Annotated in this window: 24 protein-coding genes and 1 pseudogene; 12 read left to right on the top strand and 13 right to left on the bottom strand. The window is 67.3% G+C overall.

The window, feature by feature from the left end:
* From Mrose_RS19160 to Mrose_RS08225, 7 genes and pseudogenes are all read left to right on the top strand, one after another.
* A pseudogene (locus Mrose_RS19160) lies at positions 1-209 on the top strand (ISAs1 family transposase); the annotation flags it as partial.
* A gap of 323 nt (positions 210-532) precedes the next feature.
* Complete coding sequence (locus Mrose_RS08250; RefSeq protein WP_119277263.1) at positions 533-2,497, top strand: AfsR/SARP family transcriptional regulator; 1,965 nt, start codon at positions 533-535, stop codon at positions 2,495-2,497.
* A complete protein-coding gene (locus Mrose_RS08245; protein WP_119277262.1) occupies positions 2,494-3,174 on the top strand; it encodes a Crp/Fnr family transcriptional regulator in 681 nt (226 codons plus the stop codon). The genes Mrose_RS08250 and Mrose_RS08245 overlap by 4 nt, the downstream gene beginning before the upstream one ends.
* Positions 3,175-3,381: 207 nt before the next feature.
* On the top strand, positions 3,382-3,705 hold the full coding sequence (locus Mrose_RS08240; protein ID WP_119277271.1) for a cupin domain-containing protein: 324 nt from the start codon (positions 3,382-3,384) through the stop codon (positions 3,703-3,705).
* A gap of 4 nt (positions 3,706-3,709) precedes the next feature.
* Complete coding sequence (locus Mrose_RS08235; RefSeq protein WP_119277260.1) at positions 3,710-4,504, top strand: YwiC-like family protein; 795 nt, start codon at positions 3,710-3,712, stop codon at positions 4,502-4,504.
* Between the two features lie 296 nt (positions 4,505-4,800).
* Entirely contained in the window at positions 4,801-6,681 is a 1,881-nt protein-coding gene (locus Mrose_RS08230; RefSeq protein ID WP_147371593.1) for a hypothetical protein, read from the top strand.
* Positions 6,682-6,695: 14 nt separating this feature from the next.
* On the top strand, positions 6,696-8,126 hold the full coding sequence (locus tag Mrose_RS08225) for a hypothetical protein (protein WP_119277256.1): 1,431 nt from the start codon (positions 6,696-6,698) through the stop codon (positions 8,124-8,126).
* Positions 8,127-8,480: 354 nt separating this feature from the next.
* On the opposite strand, the gene Mrose_RS08220 is transcribed toward Mrose_RS08225, so the two are convergent.
* From Mrose_RS08220 to Mrose_RS08200, 5 genes are read right to left on the bottom strand one after another with little or no spacing between them, the layout of a single operon-like run.
* Positions 8,481-8,930, bottom strand: a complete 450-nt coding sequence (locus Mrose_RS08220; protein ID WP_119277254.1) for a hypothetical protein — start codon at positions 8,928-8,930, stop codon at positions 8,481-8,483.
* A 15-nt stretch (positions 8,931-8,945) separates the two neighbouring features.
* The gene (locus tag Mrose_RS08215; protein WP_119277252.1) at positions 8,946-9,197 is read right to left on the bottom strand and encodes an indolepyruvate ferredoxin oxidoreductase subunit alpha; all 252 of its coding nucleotides are present in this window, start codon (positions 9,195-9,197) and stop codon (positions 8,946-8,948) included.
* Positions 9,198-9,200: 3 nt separating this feature from the next.
* On the bottom strand, positions 9,201-9,461 hold the full coding sequence (locus Mrose_RS08210) for an indolepyruvate ferredoxin oxidoreductase subunit alpha (RefSeq protein WP_119277251.1): 261 nt from the start codon (positions 9,459-9,461) through the stop codon (positions 9,201-9,203).
* A 3-nt stretch (positions 9,462-9,464) separates the two neighbouring features.
* Entirely contained in the window at positions 9,465-10,241 is a 777-nt protein-coding gene (locus Mrose_RS08205; protein ID WP_119277269.1) for a DUF2249 domain-containing protein, read from the bottom strand.
* A 17-nt stretch (positions 10,242-10,258) separates the two neighbouring features.
* On the bottom strand, positions 10,259-10,492 hold the full coding sequence (locus Mrose_RS08200) for a DUF2249 domain-containing protein (RefSeq protein WP_119277249.1): 234 nt from the start codon (positions 10,490-10,492) through the stop codon (positions 10,259-10,261).
* 99 nt (positions 10,493-10,591) lie between these two features.
* On the opposite strand from Mrose_RS08200, the gene Mrose_RS08195 reads away from it, so the two are divergent.
* Both Mrose_RS08195 and Mrose_RS08190 read left to right on the top strand, forming a co-directional pair.
* Entirely contained in the window at positions 10,592-11,755 is a 1,164-nt protein-coding gene (locus tag Mrose_RS08195) for a hypothetical protein (RefSeq protein ID WP_119277247.1), read from the top strand.
* On the top strand, positions 11,752-12,054 hold the full coding sequence (locus tag Mrose_RS08190) for a metal-sulfur cluster assembly factor (protein ID WP_119277245.1): 303 nt from the start codon (positions 11,752-11,754) through the stop codon (positions 12,052-12,054). The genes Mrose_RS08195 and Mrose_RS08190 overlap by 4 nt, the downstream gene beginning before the upstream one ends.
* 193 nt (positions 12,055-12,247) lie before the next feature.
* Here the strand turns inward: Mrose_RS08190 and Mrose_RS08185 are convergent, their stop codons facing one another.
* Together Mrose_RS08185 and Mrose_RS08180 are read right to left on the bottom strand one after the other, a co-directional pair.
* Positions 12,248-13,036 carry an ABC transporter ATP-binding protein gene (locus Mrose_RS08185; protein ID WP_119277243.1) on the bottom strand — a complete coding sequence of 263 codons (789 nt, stop codon included), beginning with the start codon at positions 13,034-13,036 and terminating at the stop codon, positions 12,248-12,250.
* An 11-nt stretch (positions 13,037-13,047) separates the two neighbouring features.
* Positions 13,048-14,052, bottom strand: a complete 1,005-nt coding sequence (locus Mrose_RS08180) for a FecCD family ABC transporter permease (RefSeq protein ID WP_119277241.1) — start codon at positions 14,050-14,052, stop codon at positions 13,048-13,050.
* A gap of 176 nt (positions 14,053-14,228) precedes the next feature.
* On the opposite strand from Mrose_RS08180, the gene Mrose_RS08175 reads away from it, so the two are divergent.
* The 3 genes from Mrose_RS08175 to pxpB are packed head-to-tail and all read left to right on the top strand — an operon-like array spanning position 14,229 to position 17,403.
* On the top strand, positions 14,229-15,044 hold the full coding sequence (locus Mrose_RS08175) for an IclR family transcriptional regulator (RefSeq protein WP_119277239.1): 816 nt from the start codon (positions 14,229-14,231) through the stop codon (positions 15,042-15,044).
* Between the two features lie 45 nt (positions 15,045-15,089).
* Positions 15,090-15,842, top strand: coding sequence for a LamB/YcsF family protein (locus Mrose_RS08170; protein ID WP_119277238.1), 753 nt, complete (start codon positions 15,090-15,092; stop codon positions 15,840-15,842).
* Positions 15,843-15,861: 19 nt separating this feature from the next.
* Complete coding sequence (gene pxpB / locus Mrose_RS08165) at positions 15,862-17,403, top strand: 5-oxoprolinase subunit PxpB (protein WP_119277236.1); 1,542 nt, start codon at positions 15,862-15,864, stop codon at positions 17,401-17,403.
* A 185-nt stretch (positions 17,404-17,588) separates the two neighbouring features.
* On the opposite strand, the gene Mrose_RS08160 is transcribed toward pxpB, so the two are convergent.
* From Mrose_RS08160 to Mrose_RS08125, 6 genes are all read right to left on the bottom strand, one after another.
* Positions 17,589-18,515 (bottom strand): ABC transporter substrate-binding protein, encoded by a 927-nt coding sequence (locus Mrose_RS08160; protein ID WP_119277234.1) that lies wholly within the window; start codon positions 18,513-18,515, stop codon positions 17,589-17,591.
* A 60-nt stretch (positions 18,516-18,575) separates the two neighbouring features.
* Entirely contained in the window at positions 18,576-19,112 is a 537-nt protein-coding gene (locus Mrose_RS08155; protein WP_119277232.1) for a flavodoxin, read from the bottom strand.
* Between the two features lie 389 nt (positions 19,113-19,501).
* Positions 19,502-19,927: an SRPBCC family protein gene (locus Mrose_RS08145; protein ID WP_119277230.1), complete on the bottom strand. Its 426-nt coding sequence runs from the start codon at positions 19,925-19,927 to the stop codon at positions 19,502-19,504.
* Positions 19,928-20,192: 265 nt separating this feature from the next.
* Positions 20,193-21,137 carry an ABC transporter substrate-binding protein gene (locus Mrose_RS08135; RefSeq protein WP_119277226.1) on the bottom strand — a complete coding sequence of 315 codons (945 nt, stop codon included), beginning with the start codon at positions 21,135-21,137 and terminating at the stop codon, positions 20,193-20,195.
* Between the two features lie 3 nt (positions 21,138-21,140).
* Positions 21,141-22,064, bottom strand: coding sequence for an ABC transporter substrate-binding protein (locus Mrose_RS08130; protein ID WP_119277224.1), 924 nt, complete (start codon positions 22,062-22,064; stop codon positions 21,141-21,143).
* 5 nt (positions 22,065-22,069) lie between these two features.
* Entirely contained in the window at positions 22,070-23,080 is a 1,011-nt protein-coding gene (locus Mrose_RS08125; RefSeq protein WP_220452304.1) for a FecCD family ABC transporter permease, read from the bottom strand.
* Positions 23,081-23,082: the final 2 nt, after the last annotated feature.

Here is a 23,082-nt window from a genome sequence, read left to right as displayed (position 1 = left end):
ACTGGGAGGTGGAGAACCGTCTACACCACAAGCGAGACACGGTGTTGGGAGAGGATGCCTCCCGCAGCCGCAAGGGGGCGGTGGGGCTGATGTACTTACGCGATGTCATCCTGAGCCTCTTGCATCTCAAAAAGTGGCCGGTGTTGCGCTCGGTTAGAAAGTTCTCGGCGAATCCTAAGGCTCTACTCAAGCTAATTCGAGGGTTGTGATAAAAGCCTGCTCGTAATTATGCTGCACCCGCGGTATAACTCCCCCTCTGGGGCGTGTTGTACCACCCAGCATCGTGAAACGCTGATGCCATCTCTAATCATCGCCCCCTAAAGCAATCCGATAGCCCTGTCACCTTGACTGGCGCTTGGAATTCTGTGCCCTTTGGCGAGATTATAGACCTGCCCACCTGACCCCAGCAAGCGACGCTCGAGGCCCCCCACAGGCCGTTCAACAGGTATGGAGTAGCAGGGAGACACGCCCTCTAGCCCCAGCCGACGTGAGGACAAATGACCTGCCGGGGTTGCCTAGGCTAGAACTGCCGATGAACCGGGTGCGCTGGCAACTCGACAAAGAAGGCCGCATCACGGCCTGGGGCTCGGGGGCCGCCGCGTTTTTCCGGCTGCCTGCCGAAGCCGTGCTGGGCAAGCGCTGCGCCGAGGTAGTGGCGGGGACCGACGGGTTTGGCCGCCCGCTGTGCGTGCGCTGCCCGGTGCAGCGGGAAATCAGGCGCGGGGCGTACCAGGCCAGCACCGCCATCTCCTGTGGGGGTAAACGCCTGATCTGCCAGGGGTACGTCGGATCCGAGATTCACGTCGAGCTGAAGGCGGAAAACCACACGGACTCGAGCGAGCTTCTGGCCTCGCTCTCCTGGGCTGCACGCAAGCTGGCCGCCGAGCCGGGCAGCTTCTTCCAGACGTTGCAGGTCTTCCTGGGCAGCCTGCGCCGGGCGCTGGATATGGAGGCGGCTGAGCTGTTCCTGGCCGACCCCCAGGAGCGCTACCTGGTGCTCACCGCCTACGACGGCATCCACCGCGAGGCCTTCCTCGAGAAAGCCTGGTTCGCCTGGGGGGAGGGCTTTCCGGGGCTGGTGAGCCTGCTGCACCACCCCCTGCTCACCCACGACCTCCCCTCCGACGCCCGCTACCTGCGGCAGAAGGTCAAGAAGCTGGGCTACAAGACCTACGTGTGCTACCCCCTGGAGTTGCCCCAGGGTCTCATCGGGGTGCTCAACCTCGCCAGCCGCGACCCCGACGCCGACGATGAGGCGCTGCTCGAGCAGCTCGCCCTGATCGGGCCCATGCTGGCGGCCTCGCTCTACACCGTGCTCACCCGGCTGGGCGAGGCAGGGTTGCGCGCGGTGGCGAGCGCCCTGCACGCCCAGTCCAAAGGGCAGGGGATCGAGGCCTTCCTCGAGCAGAGCGCCCGGCTGAGCGGGGCCTCGTGCGTGCGGCTGCTGCTGGCCGACGGCGAGACCTACGTCCACGGCAAAGGCAACCCCCCGGCCTGCGGCTTCGCCGAGCACTGCGGAGTGTGGGAGGGGCAGATTTTGGGCGTGCGCGGTGGGGTGGCCGCCTGCCCCCACGTGGGAGCAGGCCAGTCCCGGCAATGCCTGCCGCTGTGGTCGGGGCCCAGGGTGATCGGGTTGCAGCAGCTCTTCTTTACCCGCCTGCCCCCCATCGCCAGCCAGGCAGTGGCCCCGGTGCTGTGGCTCGAGCGGCTGGGTGCCGAGGTGTTGTGGCCCCAGCCGCACTCCGTCAGTTCCGTGCAGGAGCACTGGCTCGAGCTGCGCACCTTCGGCGGCTTGCAGGTGCGGCGCGAGGGCCAGGTGCTGCCGCCTAAGGCCTTCGGTCGTCGCCAGGCCCTCACCCTGCTCAAGCTGCTGCTGGCCCACCGGGGCCAGACCCTCGCGCGCGAGGAGCTGTGCGAGCGCCTGTGGCCCGGTGAGGAGGCCGAGGCCACCCAGGCCCGCCTGCACGTGCTGGTTCACGACCTCAGGCAGGCCCTCGAGCCCGACCCCGCGCGGCCTCAGCTTATCCTGCGCGAGGGCAAGGGCTACCGCTTCGCCCCGCAAATCCCCTACTTCCTCGACGTCGAGCGTTTCGAGCAGCTCATCCACCAAGGCGATGGCCTGGAGGGGACGGCGGCGCTGGAGGCCTACCGCCAGGCCCTGCTCTTGTACAAGGGCGACTTCCTCAGCGACGAGCCCTATGCCGACTGGGCCGAACTCGAGCGCGCCTACCTGCGCGAGCGGGCGGTGGACGCCCTGCTGCGCAGCGCCGAGATCGCCCGCGCCCTGGGCCAGCCCCGCGAGGCCCTGGAGGCCTACCGCCGCATCCTCAAGCTCGACCCCTGGCGCGAGGAGGCCTACCGCGCCCTGATGCAGCAGCTCGTGGAGCTGGGACAAAAGCTCGAGGCCAAGAGCCTCTTCAGCCAGTACCAAAGCCGCATGGAGCGCGAGGGCTTGCCCATCGACCCCGACCTTGCCAGACTGGTGCAACCGGCATGACCCACAGCCCTCAAGTCCAGGAAATCCTGGCCCAGAGCCCCCTCTTCCGCGACCTCAGCCCCGCCGACCTCGAGGCCCTGGCCGCCGTGGCGACCCTGCGCCCCTTGCACAAGGGGGAGACGCTGTTCCTCGAGGGCGACCCCGCCCGCTCACTGTTCATCGTCGCCGAGGGACTGATCAAGGTCTACAAGATGGACCCCCAGGGGCGGCGCCAGATGGTGCTGCACCTCGACGGCCCCTACCACGCGGTGGCCGCGGTGGCGATCTTCCTGGAGAAGCCCCGCTACCCGGCCTCGGCCGAAGCCCTGGAGGACAGCCTGCTGCTGGCCCTGCCCACCGAGGCCTTCCACCGGCTGCTCGAGACCCACCCCGCCCTCTCTCGCGCCCTCATCCGCTTCCTGGCCCGCCGCCAGGGGCAACTCGTGCACCTGCTCGACCGACTGGTGTTCCACGAGGTCGCATCCCGCCTGGCCGAGTACCTGCTGGGGCGGCTGGAGGCCGAGGGCCAGGGCTTCGACCTGCCCACCAACCCCGAACTCGCCGCGCTGCTGGGTACCGTCCCTGAGGCGGTCAGCCGCAAGCTGGGTGAGCTGTTCCGCCAGGGGTTCATCCGCCTGGCCGAGCGCCGGGTGTGGATCAACGACCCCGCCGCTCTACGCCAGATCGCCGAAGCTTGAGCCAGCCAGTTCTAGCCCTTGTGCGCGGCATGGTTCAGTCGCCATCGCCTCTGGTCCTTCTGACTCAGGATCAATCGTCTTGCTCTACCCGGACCAACGAAATCACCCCTTATGGCGAAGCAAAGCGGCGTGCCCTCCCCCCGAGCCTCGGGAGCAACCTTGACCCAGGTCATGGCCTGCCGGCTCGAGCCGGGGTGCAATGAGGTCATGACCCTGACCTACCGCTACCTCCCCGACCTCCACCGGGAAGCCGCCGTCCAGCCCGATGGCATCTTGAGCCGCGTGCTGCACAACGAAGGCGGTGTTCGCACGGTGATCTTCGCCTTCGACGCGGGCCAGGAGCTCACCGAGCACACCGCCTCGAGGCCCGCCATCGTGCAAATCCTCTCCGGAACGGGCACCCTCAAGCTAGGGGCGGATGAGCTCGAGGCCCGCCCCGGCACCTGGGTCTACATGCCCGCCGGGCTGGTCCACGCCATCCGGGCCGAAAGTCCCCTCATCCTGCTGCTAACCTTGCTCCCCAAGGAGTGAACCCATGACCGCACAGCCCAAAACCGTCAAAGTCCCGCTCAAGACCGTGGCCCTGCCCAACGAACACGGCGGCTGGGGGTTCACGCTCGAGCCCATCGTGCTGGGCCTGCTGGTCGCCCCCACGCTCGCCGGGCTGGGGCTGGGCATCTTTGCCCTGGCGGCCTTCTTCACCCGCCACCCGCTCAAGCTCTGGCTCGCCGACGTGCGCAAGGGCAAGCGCTTCCCCCGCACACCTATCGCGGGGCGCTTCGCCCTGGCCTATGGCACGATCGGGGTGCTCGGGTTGCTCCTGGCTTTCCTCAGAGCCGAGGGGCCCTTTTTCTGGCCCTTGCTCGCCGCCCTCCCACTCATCGCCATCCAGCTGTGGTTCGATGCGCACAACAAAAGCCGCAACCTGCTGCCCGAGCTTGCCGGGGCCGCCGCGATGGGCTCGGTGGCAGCGGGAATCGGGCTGGCGGGGGGCCTCGAGCCTTCGCTGGCGCTGGGCCTGTGGCTGGTGCTGGCCGCACGCGCTTATGCCGCCATCCACTACGCCCGCACCCAGGTGATGCGGGCTCGAGGGCTCGCCGTCCCCTTCCGCACGGCCTACCTGGCCGAAGCTGTGGCCATCGGCGTGCTGCTGCTGGGCAGCGCCGCGGGCTGGGTTCCCTGGCCGAGCGTGCTGGCCGTGGGGCTGTTGCTGCCCTTCTCGGCCTACACCTTCGCCCGCCCCCCGGTGCCCGCGAGGGTGGTGGGCTGGAGCCAGATGGCCTTCGGCTTGCTGGTGGTGCTGCTCACGGCGCTGGGCGTGCGGGCGTAGGCATCGAACGCCGATAGCCCATAGTGGGAGGGTCTTACGTCGTACGCAAGACGCCTTGGTCCTCGACGCCAGCTTCGTTGACGGCTGATAGCTGAGGGCTGACGGCTACTGCCGGCGGGGAGGGGTGAGCCACGGGCCACTCAAAACAGGCCGGTTCGTGAAGGCTAAGAAAGGCTCAAGAACAGCCTAAGGAACGCTCAAGAAGCGGCTCGAAAATTACCCCACTTGTCCCGCCTCTCCCCCTCTAGGCTGCCCTGGCAATGACTTTGTACCGGCAAGGCAAGTTGATTGGCGTTGTGCTCATGCTAGCGGCCTGCAACATGGCCCAGCCTCCGGCGGAACCCCACTGGCAGGGCCCCAACCTCTTGCGCAACCCCTCCTTCGAAACGCTGGGCTCCGACGGCTATCCGGCTGAATGGCAGTGGCGCGAGGGCTCCGGGGCCGACCGCGGCAGCGCCCACGCAGGCGAGGTCGCGCTCAAGATAAGCGGGCCCTCCGCCGAGGTCTACACTACGCAGAGCCTCGAGCTCCAACCCCACACCCCCTACCTGCTGCACGGCTGGGTCCGGGCCCGCAACCTCAGCACGGGCGAGGTGCGGCTGCGCTGGGCCCCGGCCTCGGGCGGCTCCTCCGACACCCAGTCAGTGCGCTCCAGCACCGACTGGCGTGAGCTCTGGACCGTGTTCACCACCGAATCCGACGGGCGCGGGCGGGTGGATCTGGTGTGGGAGGGGCTCAACGCAGGTGCGGAGGTCTGGATCGACGACCTGTACCTGGGCGTGGCCCCTTCGGCCTCGCTGGAGATCTACCCCCAGGCCCGCAGCGTGCGCCAGCAGGGCGGCGAGGTCGCGGTCGCGGTGCGGCTGCTCGACGCCTCGGGCCAGACCGCGACCGAAGCCCAGGACACGGTGCGCTTTGGCCTCGAGGGCTCCGGACGCCTGGTGGGGCCCAACCCGGCCCCCGCCCAGGATGGCTGGGCCTACATCACCTACCAGAGCGACGGGGGCAGCGGGCCGGTGACCATCCGCGCCGAGGTGGGTGGCCTACCGCCGGTGGCCACCACCCTCCAGCGCAGCGCCCAGGGCATGGAGTTCGGCTTCCCGCTGGGCCTCTTCGAGGACGCCAACATGACCCACGGCTACGACGAGATGAAGCGCTGGGCCACCGAGCTCAAGGCGCGGGGCTTCGACGCCGTGATGCTCATCAACGCCAACGTGGCCAACCGCGGCGACGACGACGGGCTGCGGGCCACCGATGAGGCGGGCCTCGAGGTCTACTTCAACCCCGGCGACGACCTCAACCGCGAGTGGTGGCCCGAGGAGATCCCGCCCGACCCCGCCAGAGCCCGCAGCATCGCCCAGGAGTTGGTCAAGCGGCTCTCACTCCACCCCAGCTTGGGCGGCTACTACGTGGCCGACGAACCCTTCCTCAAGGATGTGCCCAAGGTCGCGCCGCTGCAAAAAGCCTTCCAGGAGGCCGACTTTGACCGCCCCTCGATGTCGGTGCTGATCGGGCGGGGGCGGGGCGAGCTCATCTACCAGCAGACCCGGCCCGACGTGATGCTGCTCGACGTGTATCCGGTGGGCTACTCCAACGCGGTGGGAGACTTCACCCTCAGGGGCTTCGGCTACAGCGACCTGGATTTCGTGAGCTACCTGCGGCTGCTCACCAAGGACAAGCCCCGCAGCGTGCCGCTGTGGCTGATCCTGCAGACCCACTCCTTCGAAGACCAGCTCCGCGAGCCCACCCCCAGCGAGGTTCGGGCCCAGAACTGGCTGGCGGTGGGCGAGGGGGCCAAGGGGATCTTCTGGTTCATCTACAGCTCGCAGCAGGGCTGGCGGGGCCTCAGGGATAATCCCACTCTCTACGACGAGGTCAGCCACCAGGCCCGGCGGGTCGCAGCCTTGCGCGGGGTGCTGAAGGAGCTGTTCAAGGTCCCGGACCGCTTCGAGGTGAGCGGGGCCGACGTGCCCTACGCCAGCAGCCTGCAGCACCGCGACGGGCGGCACTTCTTGGTGGTGGTCAACCGCGACTGCCAGAGCCCCCGCCGCCTGGCGGTGCGCTCCGACGAGATACAGGGCCGGCTCAGGGACCTCGAGAGCGGCCAGGTCTATGCCCAGGGAACAGAACTCGAGTACGCCCCCGGCGACGGGCGGGTATTCGAGGTGGTGCCATAAAGGAGGGAAAAAACGTGAAGCGAAGCTGGCTCATCTGGAGCAGCGCGGCCTTGCTGAGCTTGCTGACGGCCTGCCAGCAAGAGCAGCCGGTCATGCCCTATCAGCCGGGGCAGGGCGTGCCCCGCGTGGACCCCGACTACAGCCTGAGCGTGGCCGAGTGGTGGGCCCGCCACCCCCTCAACCCCGAGGCCAAGGGCGGCATCCTCATCGGAGGAATTGCGCCCCTGAACAACGTGGTCACCGTGCGTCCTGGGGATGACGTGCAAGCCATCATCGACAAATACCAGGACCAGGGCGTGACCATCCGCCTCGAGCCCGGCACCTACTACTGGCCCCTCGTCCACACCCACTCCACCGACCCCACCGCCCGCTTCAGCCTGGTCACGCGGGGCTACAGCAACATCCAGCTCGTGGCCGACGAACCCGGCACGGTGGTGGTGAAGGGCCGCATCCTCATCAGCGGCATCCAGTTTGCCATCCCCAAGGGCTCCAAAGACCCCCAGGTGCGCACCTACGACGAGTCTGCCTCGTGCAAGGCCAGCTACTACCACCCCTACCACTCCGAGTGCCTCGAGGTGCTGCGCAACCTCCCCGGCAACGTCTACATCAAGAACATCACCTTCGACGGGGGCGACGAGTTCATCGCCCCCCTGGTCAACGTGCGCTCCGCGCGCGACGTGGTGCTCGACAACGTGACCTTCCGCAACAACACCATCGACCCCGACTCCCACCACGCCGGGCAGCTCGAGGCCGCCAGCGCCGTCAACAACGTCTGGGTGCGGGGCGGGCGCTTCCTCGAGGCCGCCCCCGGCGCCCCCTACTCCATCGCCACCTACATGGACGGCCTGCACGGCGGCGGGGTCATCTACTCCGACATGGCCGGCACCAAGAGCACCTCCAACCTCTTCCTCACCAACGACGACTTCACCGAAGACATCGACCTCCCCCGCGACGGCATCCAGCCCGACGAGTACCGCAACGGGCGCTACTTGGTGCTCGCCCACAACACCTATCCCAGCATCCACACCGCCATCGCCATGACCGCCGCCGACAGCCTGGTCGAGGCCAACGAGGTGCCAGGCCTGGTCAACCACTTCGTCGCCCTCAACCCCATGTGCTCCAGACGCTTCCCCGAGGAGGTGGGCCACTACCCCCAGATCAGGCACCTGATCCGGGGCAACGCCATCGGCGAACTCGACGACGTGGTGACCCTCGAGGCCGTGGTAGACACCTTCAAAGTCTGCTTGCCCACCGCAGGCGTGGGCCAGGTGCGCGTCGAGAACAACCGCCTGGGCCACCTGCGCCTGGTGGCCGTGCGCATCGTGCTGCCCAGTCAGGAAGAGCTCGAGCGCGCCGGGCTTTCGTACACCCAGAGCCAGGTCGAGGGGGTGATCGCGAAGCCGAACGAGTTGCGGAACAACTGTGTGGGGGGGAGTTGTCAATAGTCGATGGTCGATAGCTGATAGCCGAACGCCTTGTTGGGATAAATCATCCACTGGGGTTGCGCCCAGCCTGACAGCCGACTACAGCCCCACTCCCCAGGGGACATCCGCTCGTCCTGCGGGCCCGTCCCCGGCCGGGGTGTGCGGCTCACGCGGGAGGGGGTGAGGGAGGTGGCGCAGACGAGCATGCCGCCGGCCCCGGCGGCATGTCTGCGAGTCCCTCGGAGGGTGCGAGGGGGAGGCTATGTGGAATGGCCTCCCCCTACACCCTCCGACGGCAGAGCGGGGGTCACTAAACCACAGCACCGCAAACCAACCCCTCCCCGCTGGCAGGGAGGGGAAAAACGAACTCGAGGCTCAGGAAGACGCCTGCTGGCGGCGTTTGCGCTCCTCGGCCATCTGGAACAGGCGCTCTTTGGTGAAGACCCGCTGGCTCATGGCGTAGGCGAACACCGCCACCGCCCCGGCCTGCAACAACCCGCTCACCGCCAGGGCCGGGCGCAGGCCGGGGTTGGTGGTGTAGAGCATCAGCGGCTCGAGCACCAGCCGCAGCAGCAGCCCGGCGTTGAGCAGCACGTAGGTCAGGCCCTCGAGCCGCTCCTGGCGGATCTGGCCGGGGCGCGGCATCATCCAGTAGGCTACGCCCATCACCATCGAGAGGAAAAAGCCCACCAGGCCGGCGTGGACGTGGGTGGTCTTGAAATAACCCACCAGCGCGGGCCAGAGGTAGAAAGCCGAGCCGGTGAGGGTGGTGTAGAGCAGGTAGAACAGGCTCGAGCGCACGAACAGGAATTGCCAGAACGACACGGTGGCTCCTCGGGGTCAGGTTGGAGGCCGGCGAAAGTACTCCCGGTTGAGCCGGGCATACTCGGCCCAGGCTTCGGGGAGGTCCTCCTCGAGAAAGATGGCCCCGCTGGGGCAGGCCTCCTGGCACAGGCCGCAGTCGATGCAGCGGTCGGGGTCGATGTACATCTGCTCGTCGTGGTAATCGCCGCCGATGGCTCCCGCCGGGCAGACCGCGTAGCAGGCCGCACAGCGCTGGCTGCGGCAGGGCTCGGCGATCACGTAGGCCATAGTTCACTCCTCGAGGCGGTGCAGGTTGGGGCCCTGGGAGAGCCGGCGGTTTTTCTCGATGTAGCTCACCCACTGCTCGGGCAGGTCTTCCTCGGGGTAGATGGCCGAAACCGGACAGACCGGGACGCAAGCGCCGCAGTCGATGCACTCGTCGGGGTGGATGTAAAGCTGGTCGCCCCCGTCGTAGATGCACTCTACCGGGCAGACTTCCTGGCAACTGCGGTCCTTCACGCCGATACACGGCTCAGCGATCACGTGAGGCATGGCTCAGCTCGCTTTCTCGATGAGCAACTCCACCCGGCCAGGCCCCAGCTCGCGCAGCGCGTAGGGGTGGCCATCCTGTTCCAGCCGTGCGAGCAGGTGTACCGGGCGGCGCACGTGATGCACCAGCAGGCGCTGGCCGGGCTCGAGGCGAGCCAGCGCCTCCAGCACGCGCATCATGGGCAGGGGGGGCTCGAGGTTGGCCTCCACCCACACCTCGTCGGCGTAGCTCGCCCAGTCGGCTTCACTCAGGGTTCGCGCCACGCGGCCCTCTGCTCCTTGCTCCAGGCGGCGCAGGAAATGCACCCGGTAGTGCTCAGGGCCCTCCTGCTCACACCAGGCCACGAAACCCTTGCGCTGCATCACCCGGTACAGGGGCAGCGGCTCGAAGGGGGCCTCCAGGCACAAGCGCTGCCCCGGCGCCACCTCGCGCGCGGCGGCCATGATGGCCCCGAAAGGCTCGCCCCCCGCGGCCAGGATGGGCCGCACGTCGAGGTGAAATCCCAGCGGGGAAGCCAGCCACTCGGGCGGCGGGGTTCCCAGTTTCGACTCGTGGCCCACCGAAGCCTCCTCCCTGGATGCCTCGACGCCCAGGGCCCGGTTGAGCCGCTCGACCAGAGCGCTGGGCTCGAGCCCCCCGATCCGCGCGGCCTGGGCCAAGGTTACCAGCCGGGGCATGGTGCGCCGCAACAGGGGGTTTTTAAGCTTAGCAAAAGCCGGGCTGGCCTCGATGAGCACCCCCAGAAGCTCGGGGTGCTCATCCAGCAGTTGGTTCACCCGCATCTCGGGCCGGATCACAGCTACTCCTTCTTGCCGATCCTCACCCGCCAGACCTCGGGGCCTTGCTCGAGGTACTCCCAGACGAAGCGCCCGTTGCGCTCGGCACTGAACTGGTAGTACAGCGGCTTGGGGTCGTGGTCGTTGACGAGCTCGAAGGACTGGCCGGGCTCGAGGCCGTCGAAGAGGTTGAAGATGGCGGGGTGGCGCTCGCGGGGGGCGACGGAGCGGACGTCCAGGGTTCGTAGGGTCTGCATGGGTGCCTCCTTACACCCCATAGCCTGCTTGCCAGAGTTCGGGCCCGCCATGACCCAAGTCATGGCCCGCGCAGCCGGGTGAGCCCTAGGGTGAAGGCGATGACGAGCCCACTCCCCGGCCAAAGTAGGCCCGTGCCGCTCAGCCTGCCCCTGGGCTTCTTCGGGCTGGCGACGGGTTTTCTGCTATGGGGCCTGCTGCTGCTGGCCCTGCACCCCCAAGCCTTGCAAGCTGCGCGCCATCCGGTGCTGCTGGCCGTGAGCCACCTGCTGTTCCTGGGCTTTGGCGTGGGGGTGCTGGTGGGGGCCATGCACCCTCTGGTGCCGGTCGTGCTCGAGTCCCCCCTCCCCCACCCCTCCTGGGGCTATCCCACGCTGGCCCTCTGGGGAGCGGGCCTGCCCTTACAGGCGTGGGGCTTCCTCGAGGCCGAGCCCCGCTGGATCGCCCTGGGGGGCGGTCTGGTCCTGCTGGGCCTGCTGCTCTTCACCGCTCACATGGCGCTGGCCTTCCGGCGGGCCTCGAGGTGGAGCCCCGTGGCCACCGCGCTGGCCTGGGTGAGCTTTTACCTGGTGCTCACCCCCCTGCTGGGGATGCTGCAAGCCCTCACCCTGCGCTACGGCTTCTACGACCCCGAGCGCATGCTCTGGCACGTGCTGGCCGGGCTGGTGGGCGTGTTCTTAGTTTCGGTGCTGGGCGTGGGCCACAAGCTGGTCTCGATGTTCACCCTCAGTCACGGGGTGGATGAAAGCGTGCTTGGGCTGCTGCTATGGGTGCTCAACCTGAGCCTGCTGGGCCTGGCCCTGAAGCAGCCCATGGGGCTGGGCCTGCTGGCTGTGGGGGTCGGGCTGGCCTGCTACGACACCTTCCGCATCCTGCGCCACCGGGTGAAGCGGGCGCTGGACGTGGGGGTGCGGCACTATCTAGCCGGGCTGGCTTTCCTGGGGCTGGCGCTGCTGGCGCTGCTCGCCGGGCAGACCCTGTGGGCCGGGCTGTGGTTTGGCCTGGGTTTTCTGGCCCTGATCGTGAGCGGGATGCTCTACAAGATCGTGCCGTTCCTGGTCTGGACCTACCGCTACGCACCCAGGGTGGGCCTGGAAACCGTGCCCGCGCTCAAGGCCATGCTCCCCGAAAAAGCCGCCAACTGGGCGGGGATGCTGCTGGGTGTGGGAGCCTTGCTCGCTCCCTTCTGGCCACCGGCCTTCTGGCTGTGCCTGGCCGGGGGCCTGCTGTGCGCCTACGCCCTCGAGGAGGTGCTCCGATCATGAACCCTTTAGAAGAACAAGCCCGCCACCTGCTCACCCAGGTCTACGACCCCGAGTTGGGGCTGGACGTGGTCAACCTCGGCCTGATCTACGACATCCGCGTGGAGCCGCCCGCCGCCCACGTCCAGATGACCCTCACCACCCCCGGCTGCCCCCTGCACGAGTCCATGCAGGAAGCCGTGCGCCGGGCCCTCAGCGGGCTCCCCGGCATCGAGGCGGTCACGGTCGAGCTGGTCTGGAGCCCGCCCTGGACCCCTGCAAGGCTTTCGCCCGAGGCCCGCAAGGCGCTGGGCTGGGGCTAATGGACCTTTCAACCCACTCCTCGAGCCTCCCTCCCATGTACCCCACGGTAGTTTGGACGTTGATGCACGGCTTGGTTTTCGCCGCACGCGTCTGAGGTCTACGCTACAGGTTTTACCCATCCAGCGCTTTGTGGACGGAGTGACCTGGCTCGAGGCCCATGGCGGCTAGGCGAAGCCGAAACCCGGAGCGCGCTCAGGAGCGCCGGGAAAGCCCGTAGGGGATGACGTGGGGCGTGAGGGTGTCGGGGTCGAGGGTGATGTGGGCCTCGAGCCCAAAGACCCGGCGCAGCAAGTCGTGGGTGATGACCTCGGTGGGCTGGCCCTGGGCCACCACCTCCCCCCCGTCGATCACCACCAGCTCGTGGGAGTAGCGCGCGGCCTGGTTGAGGTCGTGCAGCACCATCACGATGGTCTTGCCCTGCTCGCGGTTGAGCCGCTGTAGGAGGTGGATGACCTCGAGCTGGTGGGAGAGGTCGAGGAAGGTGGTAGGCTCGTCCAGCAGCACCACCGGGGTGTCCTGGGCTAAGGCCATGGCGATCCAGGCCCGCTGACGCTGCCCTCCGGAGAGGGTCTCGAGGGGCCGGTCGCGGAAGACCACCATGCCGGTCTGCTGAAGGGCGCGCTCGACGATGGCGCGGTCAGCCTCGGTGCGCTGGGCGAAGAAACCCTGGTGGGGGTAGCGCCCGAACCAGGCCAGCGCCTCCACCGTAAGACCCTCGGGGGCTTGTGGCCCCTGCACCAGGATGGCAAGCTGGCGGGCTACCTCCTTGGTGGGCAGGCGGTGGATGGCCTTGCCGTCCAAAAGCACGCTGCCCTGCCGGGGCTTCAGGAGCCGGGCCAGTGAGCGCAGCAGTGTGGACTTGCCCGAGCCGTTGGGGCCAATGAAGGTGGTGATCTTGCCGGAGGGGAGCTCGAGGTCGAGCCCTTTGACCACGAGGCGGTTCTCGTAGCCGAGGTGGAGGGATCGGGTCTGAAGTTTCATGGCTTGCTTTCCTAGCGCCTGATTCCGCCCGTACGCCGCAGGAGCCATAGGAAGTAAGGTGCGCCGATGAGGGTGGTGACGATGCCCGCGGGGACTTCGATCGGGGGGACCAGGCCGCGCCCCAGCGCGTCGGCCCCCACCACCAGCATCGCCCCCAGCAACATGGAAGCCGGCAGCAGGCGGGCGAAGCTGGGCCCGGCCAGAAGCCGCGCCATGTGGGGGGCGATCAGGCCCACGAAGCCCAGAACCCCCGCGCCGGTGACAGCCACGCCCGCCAGTCCCACCGCCAGCGCCAGGGCGACCAGGCGGGCGAACTCGAGGCGCATCCCCAGCCCCCTGGCCAACTGGTCGCCCAAGGCCAGCACGTCGAAGCGCCGCCACAGCAGCCAGCTCGACGGCAGAAGCAGCGCCGCCCAGGGCAGAATCCGCAAAAGCCGCTCCCAGTCGGCCCCGTAGACGGTGCCCACCAGGAAGCTCAAGGCCCGCCCGATGTCGTCGGGAGCGCGGATGAGGATGAGTTGCTGGAAGCTGGTGAGGGCGGCGGCCACCGCGATGCCGATGAGGGCGATGCGCACCGGAGCCACCTCACCCGCACGGCGCGCGAGCAGGTACACCAAGGCGAAGCCCACCCCCGCCCCGGCGAAGGCCCCAGCGGGCAGTGCCCACAGCGGTGCTGCCGGGAAGAGAATCAGCGTGACGACCACCGCCAGGCCCGCTCCCGCCCCCACCCCCACGACGTCGGGCGAGGCCAGCGGGTTGCGCACCACCCCCTGCAGGATCGCTCCCGAGGCCGCGAACATGGCCCCACACAAGGCCCCCACGCATATGCGCGGCAGCCGCAGTTCGTAGAGGATGCGGGTGTGGGTCGCGTCGGCGAGACCGGTGAGGACCTGGAGGACCTCGAGGGGGGAGAGCCGGATCGCCCCCACTCCCAAGGCCGCGACGCAGAGCACCGCCAGCAGCAGGGTCAGCAGGGGGAGGATAGCAGGCCGTTGTCGAGGTTTGGCGAGCGTCATAAATAAATCCGAGCAAACCACTCGGATTTGAAGAATACCGACTCGTAGAGGGCGACGTCAAGGCCCAGTGCCCGCCTTCCACAATCCCATCGCGAAAAGGGCGGGCTTGACAGCCTGTAGGGGGAGGTGTACCTTTTTCGGCAAGTGGTTCATTCAACAAACAAATGGCTCATTCAATGAAACCATCGGAAGCCATCCCGACCCTGGAGCGCCCCCTCTACTTGCTGGGTTTTTTCAGCGAGGAGCAGCCCTACTGGGGGCTGTCGGAGCTGGCTCGAGCCAGCGGCTGGCCTAAGGCCACCTGCTTGCGCAGCCTGCGGGCCTTGGAAAACCACGGGCTCCTGGTCAAGGAAAACGAGCGCTACCGCCTGGGAACGCGGCTAGTGCATCTGGGCGCACTGGTCAAAGCCGCCTACCCAGCCCGCCAGGTCGCGCTGCCTTTGATGCAGGCCTTGCGTGATGCCACCGGACAGTCGGTGCAGTGGGTGGTGCGGGACGGGCTGGAGGGGGTATACCTGGAGGTGCTGGAGGCCCGCTCGAGGGTGCGCCTCTACATTGCACCCGGTCGGCGGGCCCCTCTGTACGCGGGGGCTTCCACCCGGCTGCTCCTGGCCTTTGCCCCCGAGGCGGTGCAGCGAGCGGTGTTTACGGGCGAGCGCAAGCGCTACACCCCGGCCACACCGCTTGGCTTGCCCGAGCTCAAGGGGCTGCTGGCCCAGACCCAGCAGAGCGGTTTTGCCGCGAGTTTCGGCGAACTCGAGCCCCACTCCGCCGAGTTGGCCACGCCCATCCGGGGAGCCGGGGGCGAGGTGCTGGCCGCGCTGAGCCTGGCTGGAGCCGAGGCTCTCTATCGCGAGGAGGACAGGCTGGTGGACTACCTGAAAGCCCTCGACCGGACCGCCGAGGAAATCTCCCGGCGGCTGGGGTATGTGGGGCCCTGGCAGGCCGATCTGCGGAGCTTTTTGCGGACGCTTCAGACGGTAGGGCCTTAGCTCTCGGCTTGGCGAACGGGGCCACCTGAGCCCTCGAGAGGTTCCATGCGAGTAGACCTGAATGCCGATGCTGGCGAATCCTTTGGCAACTGGAAACTGGGCCGGGACGAGGCGCTGTTTCCCCTGATCAGCTCGGTCAACGTGGCCTGCGGTTTTCACGCCGGCGACCCCCTGACCATAAAACATACCCTGGCCCTGGCCCAAAAAACCGGCCTGGCGGTGGGAGCCCACCCCGGATTCCCCGACCTGGTGGGCTTTGGGCGGCGCGAGCTGGCGGCCACGCCCGATGAGGTGTATGCCGACGTGCTCTACCAGGTGGGGGCCTTGAGCGCTTTTTTGAAGGTGGCGGGCATCCCCCTGCATCACGTCAAGCCCCACGGCGCGCTGTACAACCGGGCCACCAAAGACCCCCAGACGGCTCGAGCAATCGCCCAGGCGGTCAAGGACTTCGACCCCAGGGTTCCGCTGGTGGTGCTGCCCGCTACGCCGCTGGAGTCCGAGGCGCAAGAACTGGGGCTTTCCACCGTGGCCGAAGCCTTCCCCGAGCGCGGTTACAGCCGCGACGGGCGCTTGGCCCCGCGCGGCAGCGCCGGGGCCTGGATTCACGACCCCGCCGAAGCCGCGCGGCGGGCCGTGCAGATGGTGGTCAAAGGCCAGGTGGAGGCGGTGGATGGGGGCCTGGTGCCGGTACGCGCCCAGACCCTGTGCATCCACGGCGACAACCCGCAGGCGGTGGAGATTGCCGCAGCCGTGCGGGAGGCGTTACTGGCTGAAGGCGTCGCAATCCAGAGCTACTGAATCCCCCCTCCCCGTCCGCATGACCCTCACCGGCTTCTACCTGCGCTTCTCCGAGCAACTCGACCTATCGGCCAATGCCCGGCTGCTGGCTTTGGTACAGGCCTTGCTGTCCGACCTGCTGCCGGGGATCAGCGATATCGTGCCCGGATACGTCAACGTGTACATCGAGTTCGATGCCGAGGGGGTTTCCAGGGCCCAGGTGGAGCGCTGGCTGAAGAGGCACCTGCGAGCCCTTCCCGAGGCGATGGGGGGAAGGCAGGTAGAGGTGCCGGTGCGCTACGACGGGATAGACCTGCCCTGGGTGGCGGCGCAGACGGGTTTGTCCGTGGACGAGGTGATTCGCCTGCACAGCCAGCCCGAGTACCGCGTCTTTGCCACCGGCTTCACGCCGGGCTTTCCCTTCCTGGGACCGCTGGACGAACGCTTGCGGCTGCCCCGCCGCCGCAGCCCGCGCCCGCTGGTACCGGCCCACGCGGTGGCGGTGGCCGGCAACCAGACCGGCATCTACCCGCTCCCCTCGCCGGGGGGATGGCACCTCATCGGCACGGCTTTGGTGCCGATGTACGATCCCCACCGCGAGGAGCCCTTCTACCTGCGGGCGGGCGACCGGGTGCGCCTGGTGCCCGCCGAGGGCCCTACCCCCGCCCTGCCAAAGGCAATTTCCTTGTTGCCCCTCGAGCCGCGCCATCCGGTCTTGCAGGTGGAGGAGCCAGGACTGCTGGATCTGGTCGTGGATCAGGGACGGCGCATGGGGGGGCACTTGGGGCTGGCGATGGCGGGGGCACTGGATGGGCGTTCGGCCAGCACCGCCAACGCGCTGCTGGACAACCCGGCGGATGCGCCCTTGCTGGAAATCACCCTCAAAGGCCCTGTCCTGCGCGTGCTTTCGCCGGTGGTGGCGGCTTTTGCAGGCTATGGTCTGGTGCCGCTGGTCAACCGCGAGCCGGTGGGGCCGGGTCGGAGTTTTGCCCTGCGAAAGGGGGATGTGCTGAGCTTTCGGCAGACCGCAGAGGGGGTGCGGGGCTATCTGGCCCTGGCAGGCGGCATCGAAAGCAGGACGTTCTGGGGCAGTGCCAGCACCGATGCCAAGGGCCTGATTGGCCGCCCCTTGCAAGCTGGGGATGTGCTGGGGATAGCGACGCCTAAAGCGGTGCGGGCGGGGTTTGGCTTCAACCAGGCTGCGCTACCCGCCCAAGTCCGCGTCCGGCTGCTACCCGGACCGCAGTACAGCCCGGAGGCTCTGCGGGCGCTTTGCGCGGCCCCCTTTACCCTCGAGTCGGGGGATCGCATGGGTTTGCGGCTGGAGGGGCCGGAGGTGCCGGGCGGCGAACTCATCAGCGAGGCCACCCCGCTGGGGGCTTTGCAGATCACCCCCCAGGGCCAGCCCATCGTCTTGCTCAACGACCGAGGGCGCATCGGCGGCTATGCCAAACCGGCGCTGGTTCATCCGGCCGATCTGCCCCGGCTGGCCCAGTTGCGCCCGGGACAGCAGGTGTGGTTCGTGGAGAGCCTCGAGCCCCAACACAAGGCCGAGGTATCGGTTTTACAAACCTGGGCATAAGCCCAGTACAAGCTCGCGCTCCTCCGAGTGTCGAGGCTCCGCTACGCGGATAACTTCGGTCGGGTTGGTTCGTCACCGAACGGTGATGAATCAACCGCATCTGGTATTACCCGCGCAGCTTTGGGCCTGCCCCGGCGAAGCCATAGGGCCAGGAGAAAAGCAGAAAGGCTCCTCATCACCCCACCTCAGCGTTCGCGCCGGATCTTCTCGAGGATCATCCGGGTCAGCTCGTTGGAGTTGCGGATGCTGACCAATGGCCCGCTGTAAGGGCTGTAGTCCTCCGGCAGGTAGAGGATGCTCTGCTCCTTGAGCTTCTGGCCGACGGGGCTGGCGTAGAAGGCCTCGGCCCCGTTGTACTTGCCGCCCGGCGGGAAGACCACCACCAGGGTTTGCCGGTCCAGCGAGAGCAGCGCCTCGTCGCTGATCTGGGCCCCCACCCCGAGGGTGACTTCCTTGGGGGTGAAGCCGTCCTTGAAGCCCAGCTCGCGCAGGTCGGGGATCAGGCGCACCCCGGTGTATACCCAGTTGCTCCCACCAGCGAAGGGGGCCACCACCACGACCTTGGGGTACTTCTCGAACACCCCGGCGGCCCGCAGCCTAGCCGCGTTGGCCCGGTTCGTGGCCCTGACCTGCTCGATGACGCGCTCGGCCTCGGCGCTGCGGCCAAAGATGCGGCCCAGGTCCCTCAGGCCCTTCTGCCAGAACCCCTCCCCGCCCTCCTCGTAACCGATGGTGGGGGCAATCCGACTGAGCTTGTCGTAGTTCTGGTTGCCCTTCCAGGTCAGGCGCACGATGAGGTCGGGCTTGAGGGTGAGGATGGTCTCGAGGCTGGGCTCGAGCCAAGAACCCACGTAGATGGGGTTGTTGAGCTTCGCGCGGGCCAAGAAGCCTTTTTGCAGCACCTCGGGCTTGATGCGGCCCCCGCTGATGTCGGCGGGGGTCAAGTAGGCGCTACCCAGGCCCACAATGCGATCAGCGACGCCGAGGGCGGTCAGCCAGCCCAGCGCCTCCTCGTCCATCACCACCACTCGCTGGGGCTCTTTAGGAACCACCGTCGTGCCCTCGTCATGCCGGATGATCAGGGGTTGGGCTAGGCCTAGGCCGACGATCATAGAAAAAACGGTAACAACGATGCGATTGTTCACAACAAACTCCTTTCTGTTCGCGTAGAACTAGCCATCCACTCTCATCAACAACCCGAACTCCTCGAACACCTGCTCTACCCAGTGCGCGATGCGCTCCTCGCTAAGGTGGGCCTGGTTGTCCTCATCGAGGGCTAGCCCCAAAAAAAACTCCCCACGCTGCCCCAGCGAACGGGTATGCTCGTAGCCAGCCACCGGCCATAGGCCCACCAAGCTAGCTCCGCGCTCCTCGAGTTTCTCCCCCAGAATCCCCAAGGCATCCTGGAAGCTATCCGGATAACTGAGCTGATCGCCGCAGCCGAATAGGGCGACTTGCTTGCCGTTGAGATCAAGCGTGTCCAGCTGCCTGTGTAAAGCCTCCCAGTCGTATTGCAACTCGCCTATATTCCAGGTCGAACAACCCAACAACAACTTGTCGTAGCCCTCGAGGGTCTTGAGGTCCACCTGGGCGATATCCTGCGGGGGAATTGGCTGTCCCAGCAGGCGCTCGAGGTGTGCAGCAATCTTCGCTGCCGCGTTGGCAGTGTTGCCGTAGGTGCTACCGTAGAACACTCCAATCTTGGACATCGTCAAGATCCTTTCAGTTGAGTTGGCGTGGCCGCGCAGTAGGGGTTTCAGGCCGTAACTCAGGCAACCCCAGCGTTTGGCTAGCTAAAAAGCACAGATGCCGCAGTTCCCCCCAACCCAGCCGCTCGAGGCGCAACCCCACATTGCCGATCCAAAGCCGAACGCTTACAGAAGAAGGGGATTCTCTTTGGTACAGCACTACCTCAACCCCTTCTTCTTGGACTTTGGGTGGCTCAGCGTGATGGGTGAAAAACTCATTGAGCCGCCGGAAATCCTGAGGCGAAAGGGCCAGCGTCAGGTTGTCCCAGGCCAAGTGAACGATTCCCCCACAGCAGTCGCAGTAGGCGATAAATCGGTGCGGACTGATCCTGCTTAGCGTCCGGCTACCTTTACACATGCTTTTCCTCCTCGACAACGCCTTGCAACTGGCGCAGCATGGCTTGGCAAATCTTGAGGTTACCCCGCTCCGTCTGCTCGGGGCCAAAGCGGGGGTATACCGGGGTTTGTAGGCTAACGCAGACCTCGGTCTGGTTGGGGCTCAGCTCCCGCAAGGTGAAGACGAAGTCGCGGGTGGCGAAGCTAATCCCAAACTCCTCCAGGGGTCTCAGCCGGGTCAACCTGCCGGGAAAACGAGGGTGTTTGGGAAAGCTAAAGTACAGCTCGGCTCCCTCGCGAAGCTCCCCCTCGAGCTTTAGCAGGGTGTTCTTGATCCATAACGGCGCACGGTGAAAGTCGCTCAGCACCGCCCAAACTTCTGCGGGAGAGCGGGCAATCGTCAGGCGGGCCTCGGTGTGGACAAGAGCGACATCCGTCATGGTTTGACTCCTTTACCCATTTCTCCCACCCATGTCCGGGCCGGGGCTGTCGAGGCCCCCCCCTGAGGCTCTTGCAGGTCGAACTCATAGTGGAAGAGGGGCACGCGGGTCTGCTTGAGCACCCACTCGGGTTTTCGTGGGATTGTCGCCTCGCCCGCATCGTGCCGGATAGTCAGGGGCTGCGCCAGGCCGATACCTGCGATCAGCAACGAGACCAAAACGAGTTGCCTCACCTTTTCTCCCGGACATGTTTACGCTTCATCCATCACTTACCGGCGAGCAGGTACTTCTCGAGGTCACCCAGCACCTGGTTCGCCCCCAGCACCCCGATGGCCAAGAACCACACGTCGTCGTTGACCGCGATGGCTCGGCCCTTCTGCACCACCTTCAGGCCCTTCCAAAGGGGGCTGGAGAGCACGGCGGCCTGGTCGGTCTGGGCGGGGTCGCCGTAGGTGGCGTAAAACAGGTAGTCGGCGTCGAGGTCTGGCAGGCGCTCGAGGGAGATGTAATCGGCGAAGGTGTCCTTGCTCTGGAAAGCCGGGCGCGGCAGGCCCACGTCGGCGAGGATGGTGCCGATGTAGTTGGCCCGGTTCATGCTGCGGATCTGGCCCGGCGTGAAGCGCAGGATGCTCACCGTAGGCAGCCGGCCTCGGCCTCCGAGCCGGTTGCGCAATTGCCCGGCCCGCCGCTCGTATTGCGCCAACAGGACTTTGGCCTGGGCGCTGCGTCCCAAAGCCTCGCCCGCCAACAGCAGGTTCTCCTTCCAGACCACGCCCACCGTCTCGGCCATCACCGTAGGAGCAATGCGCGAGAGCTGGTCGTAGAGTTGGCCGTGGCGCAGCTTGCTGGTGAGGATCAGGTCGGGCCTCAGGGCCAGGATCTTCTCCAGGCTGGGCTGCTGAATGGTCCCCACCACCTCGATACCCTCGGTGAGCTTGCCCAGATAGGCCTGGAAGGGCTGGCCAGCGGGCGTCACCGCGCCTACCGGCTTGACACCCAGGGCCAGGGCGCTGTCCAGTTCGCCGGTGTCCAGCACCACCACGCGCTTGGGCACCTTGGGGACGCAGCTCGTGCCCATGGCGTGCTTGACCAGGCGGCCCGTGCAGGACTGGGCGGAGGCAGGCTGGCCCAGGGCGAAGGCCAGCGCCGCCAGGCAGGAAGCAATGAGGATTTGGGTGGAGAGGATGGGTTTGAGCAGGGTTCGTCGCATGCTTCACCTCGAGAGAGCCCGGTCGGCCAGCAGGCCGCTGTCGATGCACTCGGCCACGATGAGCTTCAGCGCCAGGGGACCGCGGCTGCGGGTCCAGAGGTCACGGTCGAATTCCCAGACCCGGCCCCGCCGAACGGCCTCGATGTTTTGCCACAGGGGGTTCTTAGCCCACTCGCGGGTGATGGGGTTCTCGTCCTTGGCGGTGAAGAGCACCAGGGTGGGCGGGTTGAGGGCTACGAGGCCCTCGAGCGAGAGCTCAAACTGGCTCTGGCCGTTCTGAGGCTTGACCAAGTTCTTGCGGCCCAGCCGCTCCAAGAGGCTACCGATGAAGCTCTCGGTAGAGTGCAGGGTGAGCGAGGTGGGCGTGGCCACCGCCGCCACCAGGCCACCGGCGCGGGGGTTGGCGAAGGAGCGGGCCTTGGCCAGCAGGCTGGCCTGGTCGGCGAAGAGGGTGCGGGCCAGCTTCTCCTTGCCCAGCATCCGGCCAATCAAGAGCACCTGCTGCATCAGGTCGTCGTAGCTGCCCCGGCGGGAGTGGAAGGCCACGGTGGGGGCGATCTTCTGGAACTGGGGGATGAGGTCTTTGTGCACGAAGGCGTCGGCGATGATCAGGTCGGGCCGAGCCGAGAGGATGGCCTCCATGGAGGGCTGGGCCCTCGAGCCGATGCTGCTCACCCCGTCCAGCAGCGGCTTTAGGTAGGGCGCGGGCCCCCGGTCGCCGCCCTGGGTGCCGATGGCCGCCCCCACCGGCTTGACGCCCAAAGCCAGCAGGGTGTCGAGAAAGCTGTACTCCAGCACCACCACCCGCCTAGCCGGCGCGGCGAGTTCCAGGGTTCCAGCCTCGTGCTTGAGGCTAATGGGAAAAGCCTGAGCCAGCGCCAGGCCGCCTAAGAGCAGGCCCGAGAGTACGATCACGATTCGCTGCATCTTCCTCACCTTTCTGGCCCGGTGCGCCGGGCCAGGTAAACAAAAAAGGGCGCCCCGATGGCGGTGATCAGGACGCCCACAGGGGTCTCGAGGGGCTTGTCCACCAGCCGGGCGCCCACGTCGGCCAGGAGCAGGATGGCCGCCCCCAGCACCGCCGACAGCGGCAGCACCCGGCGGTAGTCCGCCCCCACCAGACCCCGCGCGAGGTGGGGGGTCATCAAGCCCAAAAAGCCGATGGGCCCGGCGATGCTGGTCGCGGCGGCGGCGGCCAGCACCGCCAGCGCGGTCGTCCAGGCCCGCACCCACCCCACCCGGACCCCCAGGCCCCTGGCCACGTCCTCGCCCAAAGTCAGGAGGTTCACGAAATGGGCCGAGAGCAGGGCCAGGGTCAGGGTGGCCGCGACCCAGGGTAGGACGGGCTCGAGGCTCTCCCAACTGCGTCCAGCCACGCTGCCCGCCAGGATAAATAAGGCCCCCCTGGCCCGCTCCTCGAAGAGGGTGAGCAGGGTGTTGGACAAAGCAGCCAGCAAGGCCCCCACCGCCACCCCGGCCAGGGCCAGGCGCACGGGGGTCAGGCCCACCGAGGTGGCGATAGCGTAGACCAGCCCCGCCGCCAGCAGGCCGCCCACGAAGGCCACCGCCACGAAAGCCTGCGTCGGCAGGGTGGGCAGAAAGACCACCGCCACCAGGATGCCTAGAGCTGCTCCGGCGTTGACCCCCAGGATCCCCGGCCCAGCCAGGGGGTTTCGGGTGATGCCCTGGAGCATAGCCCCCGAGACCGCCAAAGAGGCCCCCACCGCCAGGGCGGCCACCGCCCTGGGCAGGCGCAGGGTCTGCACGATCAGGCCGTCGGTGGAGGCATCGGGTCGGAAGACCAGCCGCCAGACCTCGGCCAGCGGGATGTCCTTGGCCCCAACCGAGATCGACAGCAAGAAGGCCAGCAGCAACAGCCCCAGGCCGAGCGGAAAGGCCAGCCAGGCAATTCGGGCTCTGCGGGAGGGGAGGACTGCAGTCATGG

Source organism: Calidithermus roseus, from assembly GCF_003574095.1.
In the GTDB taxonomy this organism is placed as follows: Bacteria; Deinococcota; Deinococci; order Deinococcales; family Thermaceae; genus Calidithermus; species Calidithermus roseus.
Note: the sequence above shows the minus strand (reverse complement) of the source record. Positions and strands in the feature narration are given on the sequence as shown.

Coding starts and splice junctions, on each gene's coding strand:
- Mrose_RS08250 (WP_119277263.1), top strand. CDS start 533: ATGAACCGGGTGCGCTGGCAACTCGACAAAGAAGGCCGCATCACGGCC.
- Mrose_RS08245 (WP_119277262.1), top strand. CDS start 2,494: ATGACCCACAGCCCTCAAGTCCAGGAAATCCTGGCCCAGAGCCCCCTC.
- Mrose_RS08240 (WP_119277271.1), top strand. CDS start 3,382: ATGACCCTGACCTACCGCTACCTCCCCGACCTCCACCGGGAAGCCGCC.
- Mrose_RS08235 (WP_119277260.1), top strand. CDS start 3,710: ATGACCGCACAGCCCAAAACCGTCAAAGTCCCGCTCAAGACCGTGGCC.
- Mrose_RS08215 (WP_119277252.1), bottom strand. CDS start 9,197: ATGGCCTACGTGATCGCCGAGCCCTGCCGCAGCCAGCGCTGTGCGGCC.
- Mrose_RS08210 (WP_119277251.1), bottom strand. CDS start 9,461: ATGCCTCACGTGATCGCTGAGCCGTGTATCGGCGTGAAGGACCGCAGT.
- Mrose_RS08205 (WP_119277269.1), bottom strand. CDS start 10,241: ATGCGGGTGAACCAACTGCTGGATGAGCACCCCGAGCTTCTGGGGGTG.
- Mrose_RS08200 (WP_119277249.1), bottom strand. CDS start 10,492: ATGCAGACCCTACGAACCCTGGACGTCCGCTCCGTCGCCCCCCGCGAG.
- Mrose_RS08195 (WP_119277247.1), top strand. CDS start 10,592: ATGACGAGCCCACTCCCCGGCCAAAGTAGGCCCGTGCCGCTCAGCCTG.
- Mrose_RS08190 (WP_119277245.1), top strand. CDS start 11,752: ATGAACCCTTTAGAAGAACAAGCCCGCCACCTGCTCACCCAGGTCTAC.
- Mrose_RS08185 (WP_119277243.1), bottom strand. CDS start 13,036: ATGAAACTTCAGACCCGATCCCTCCACCTCGGCTACGAGAACCGCCTC.
- Mrose_RS08180 (WP_119277241.1), bottom strand. CDS start 14,052: ATGACGCTCGCCAAACCTCGACAACGGCCTGCTATCCTCCCCCTGCTG.
- Mrose_RS08175 (WP_119277239.1), top strand. CDS start 14,229: ATGAAACCATCGGAAGCCATCCCGACCCTGGAGCGCCCCCTCTACTTG.
- Mrose_RS08170 (WP_119277238.1), top strand. CDS start 15,090: ATGCGAGTAGACCTGAATGCCGATGCTGGCGAATCCTTTGGCAACTGG.
- pxpB (WP_119277236.1), top strand. CDS start 15,862: ATGACCCTCACCGGCTTCTACCTGCGCTTCTCCGAGCAACTCGACCTA.
- Mrose_RS08160 (WP_119277234.1), bottom strand. CDS start 18,515: ATGATCGTCGGCCTAGGCCTAGCCCAACCCCTGATCATCCGGCATGAC.
- Mrose_RS08155 (WP_119277232.1), bottom strand. CDS start 19,112: ATGTCCAAGATTGGAGTGTTCTACGGTAGCACCTACGGCAACACTGCC.
- Mrose_RS08145 (WP_119277230.1), bottom strand. CDS start 19,927: ATGACGGATGTCGCTCTTGTCCACACCGAGGCCCGCCTGACGATTGCC.
- Mrose_RS08135 (WP_119277226.1), bottom strand. CDS start 21,137: ATGCGACGAACCCTGCTCAAACCCATCCTCTCCACCCAAATCCTCATT.
- Mrose_RS08130 (WP_119277224.1), bottom strand. CDS start 22,064: ATGCAGCGAATCGTGATCGTACTCTCGGGCCTGCTCTTAGGCGGCCTG.
- Mrose_RS08125 (WP_220452304.1), bottom strand. CDS start 23,080: ATGACTGCAGTCCTCCCCTCCCGCAGAGCCCGAATTGCCTGGCTGGCC.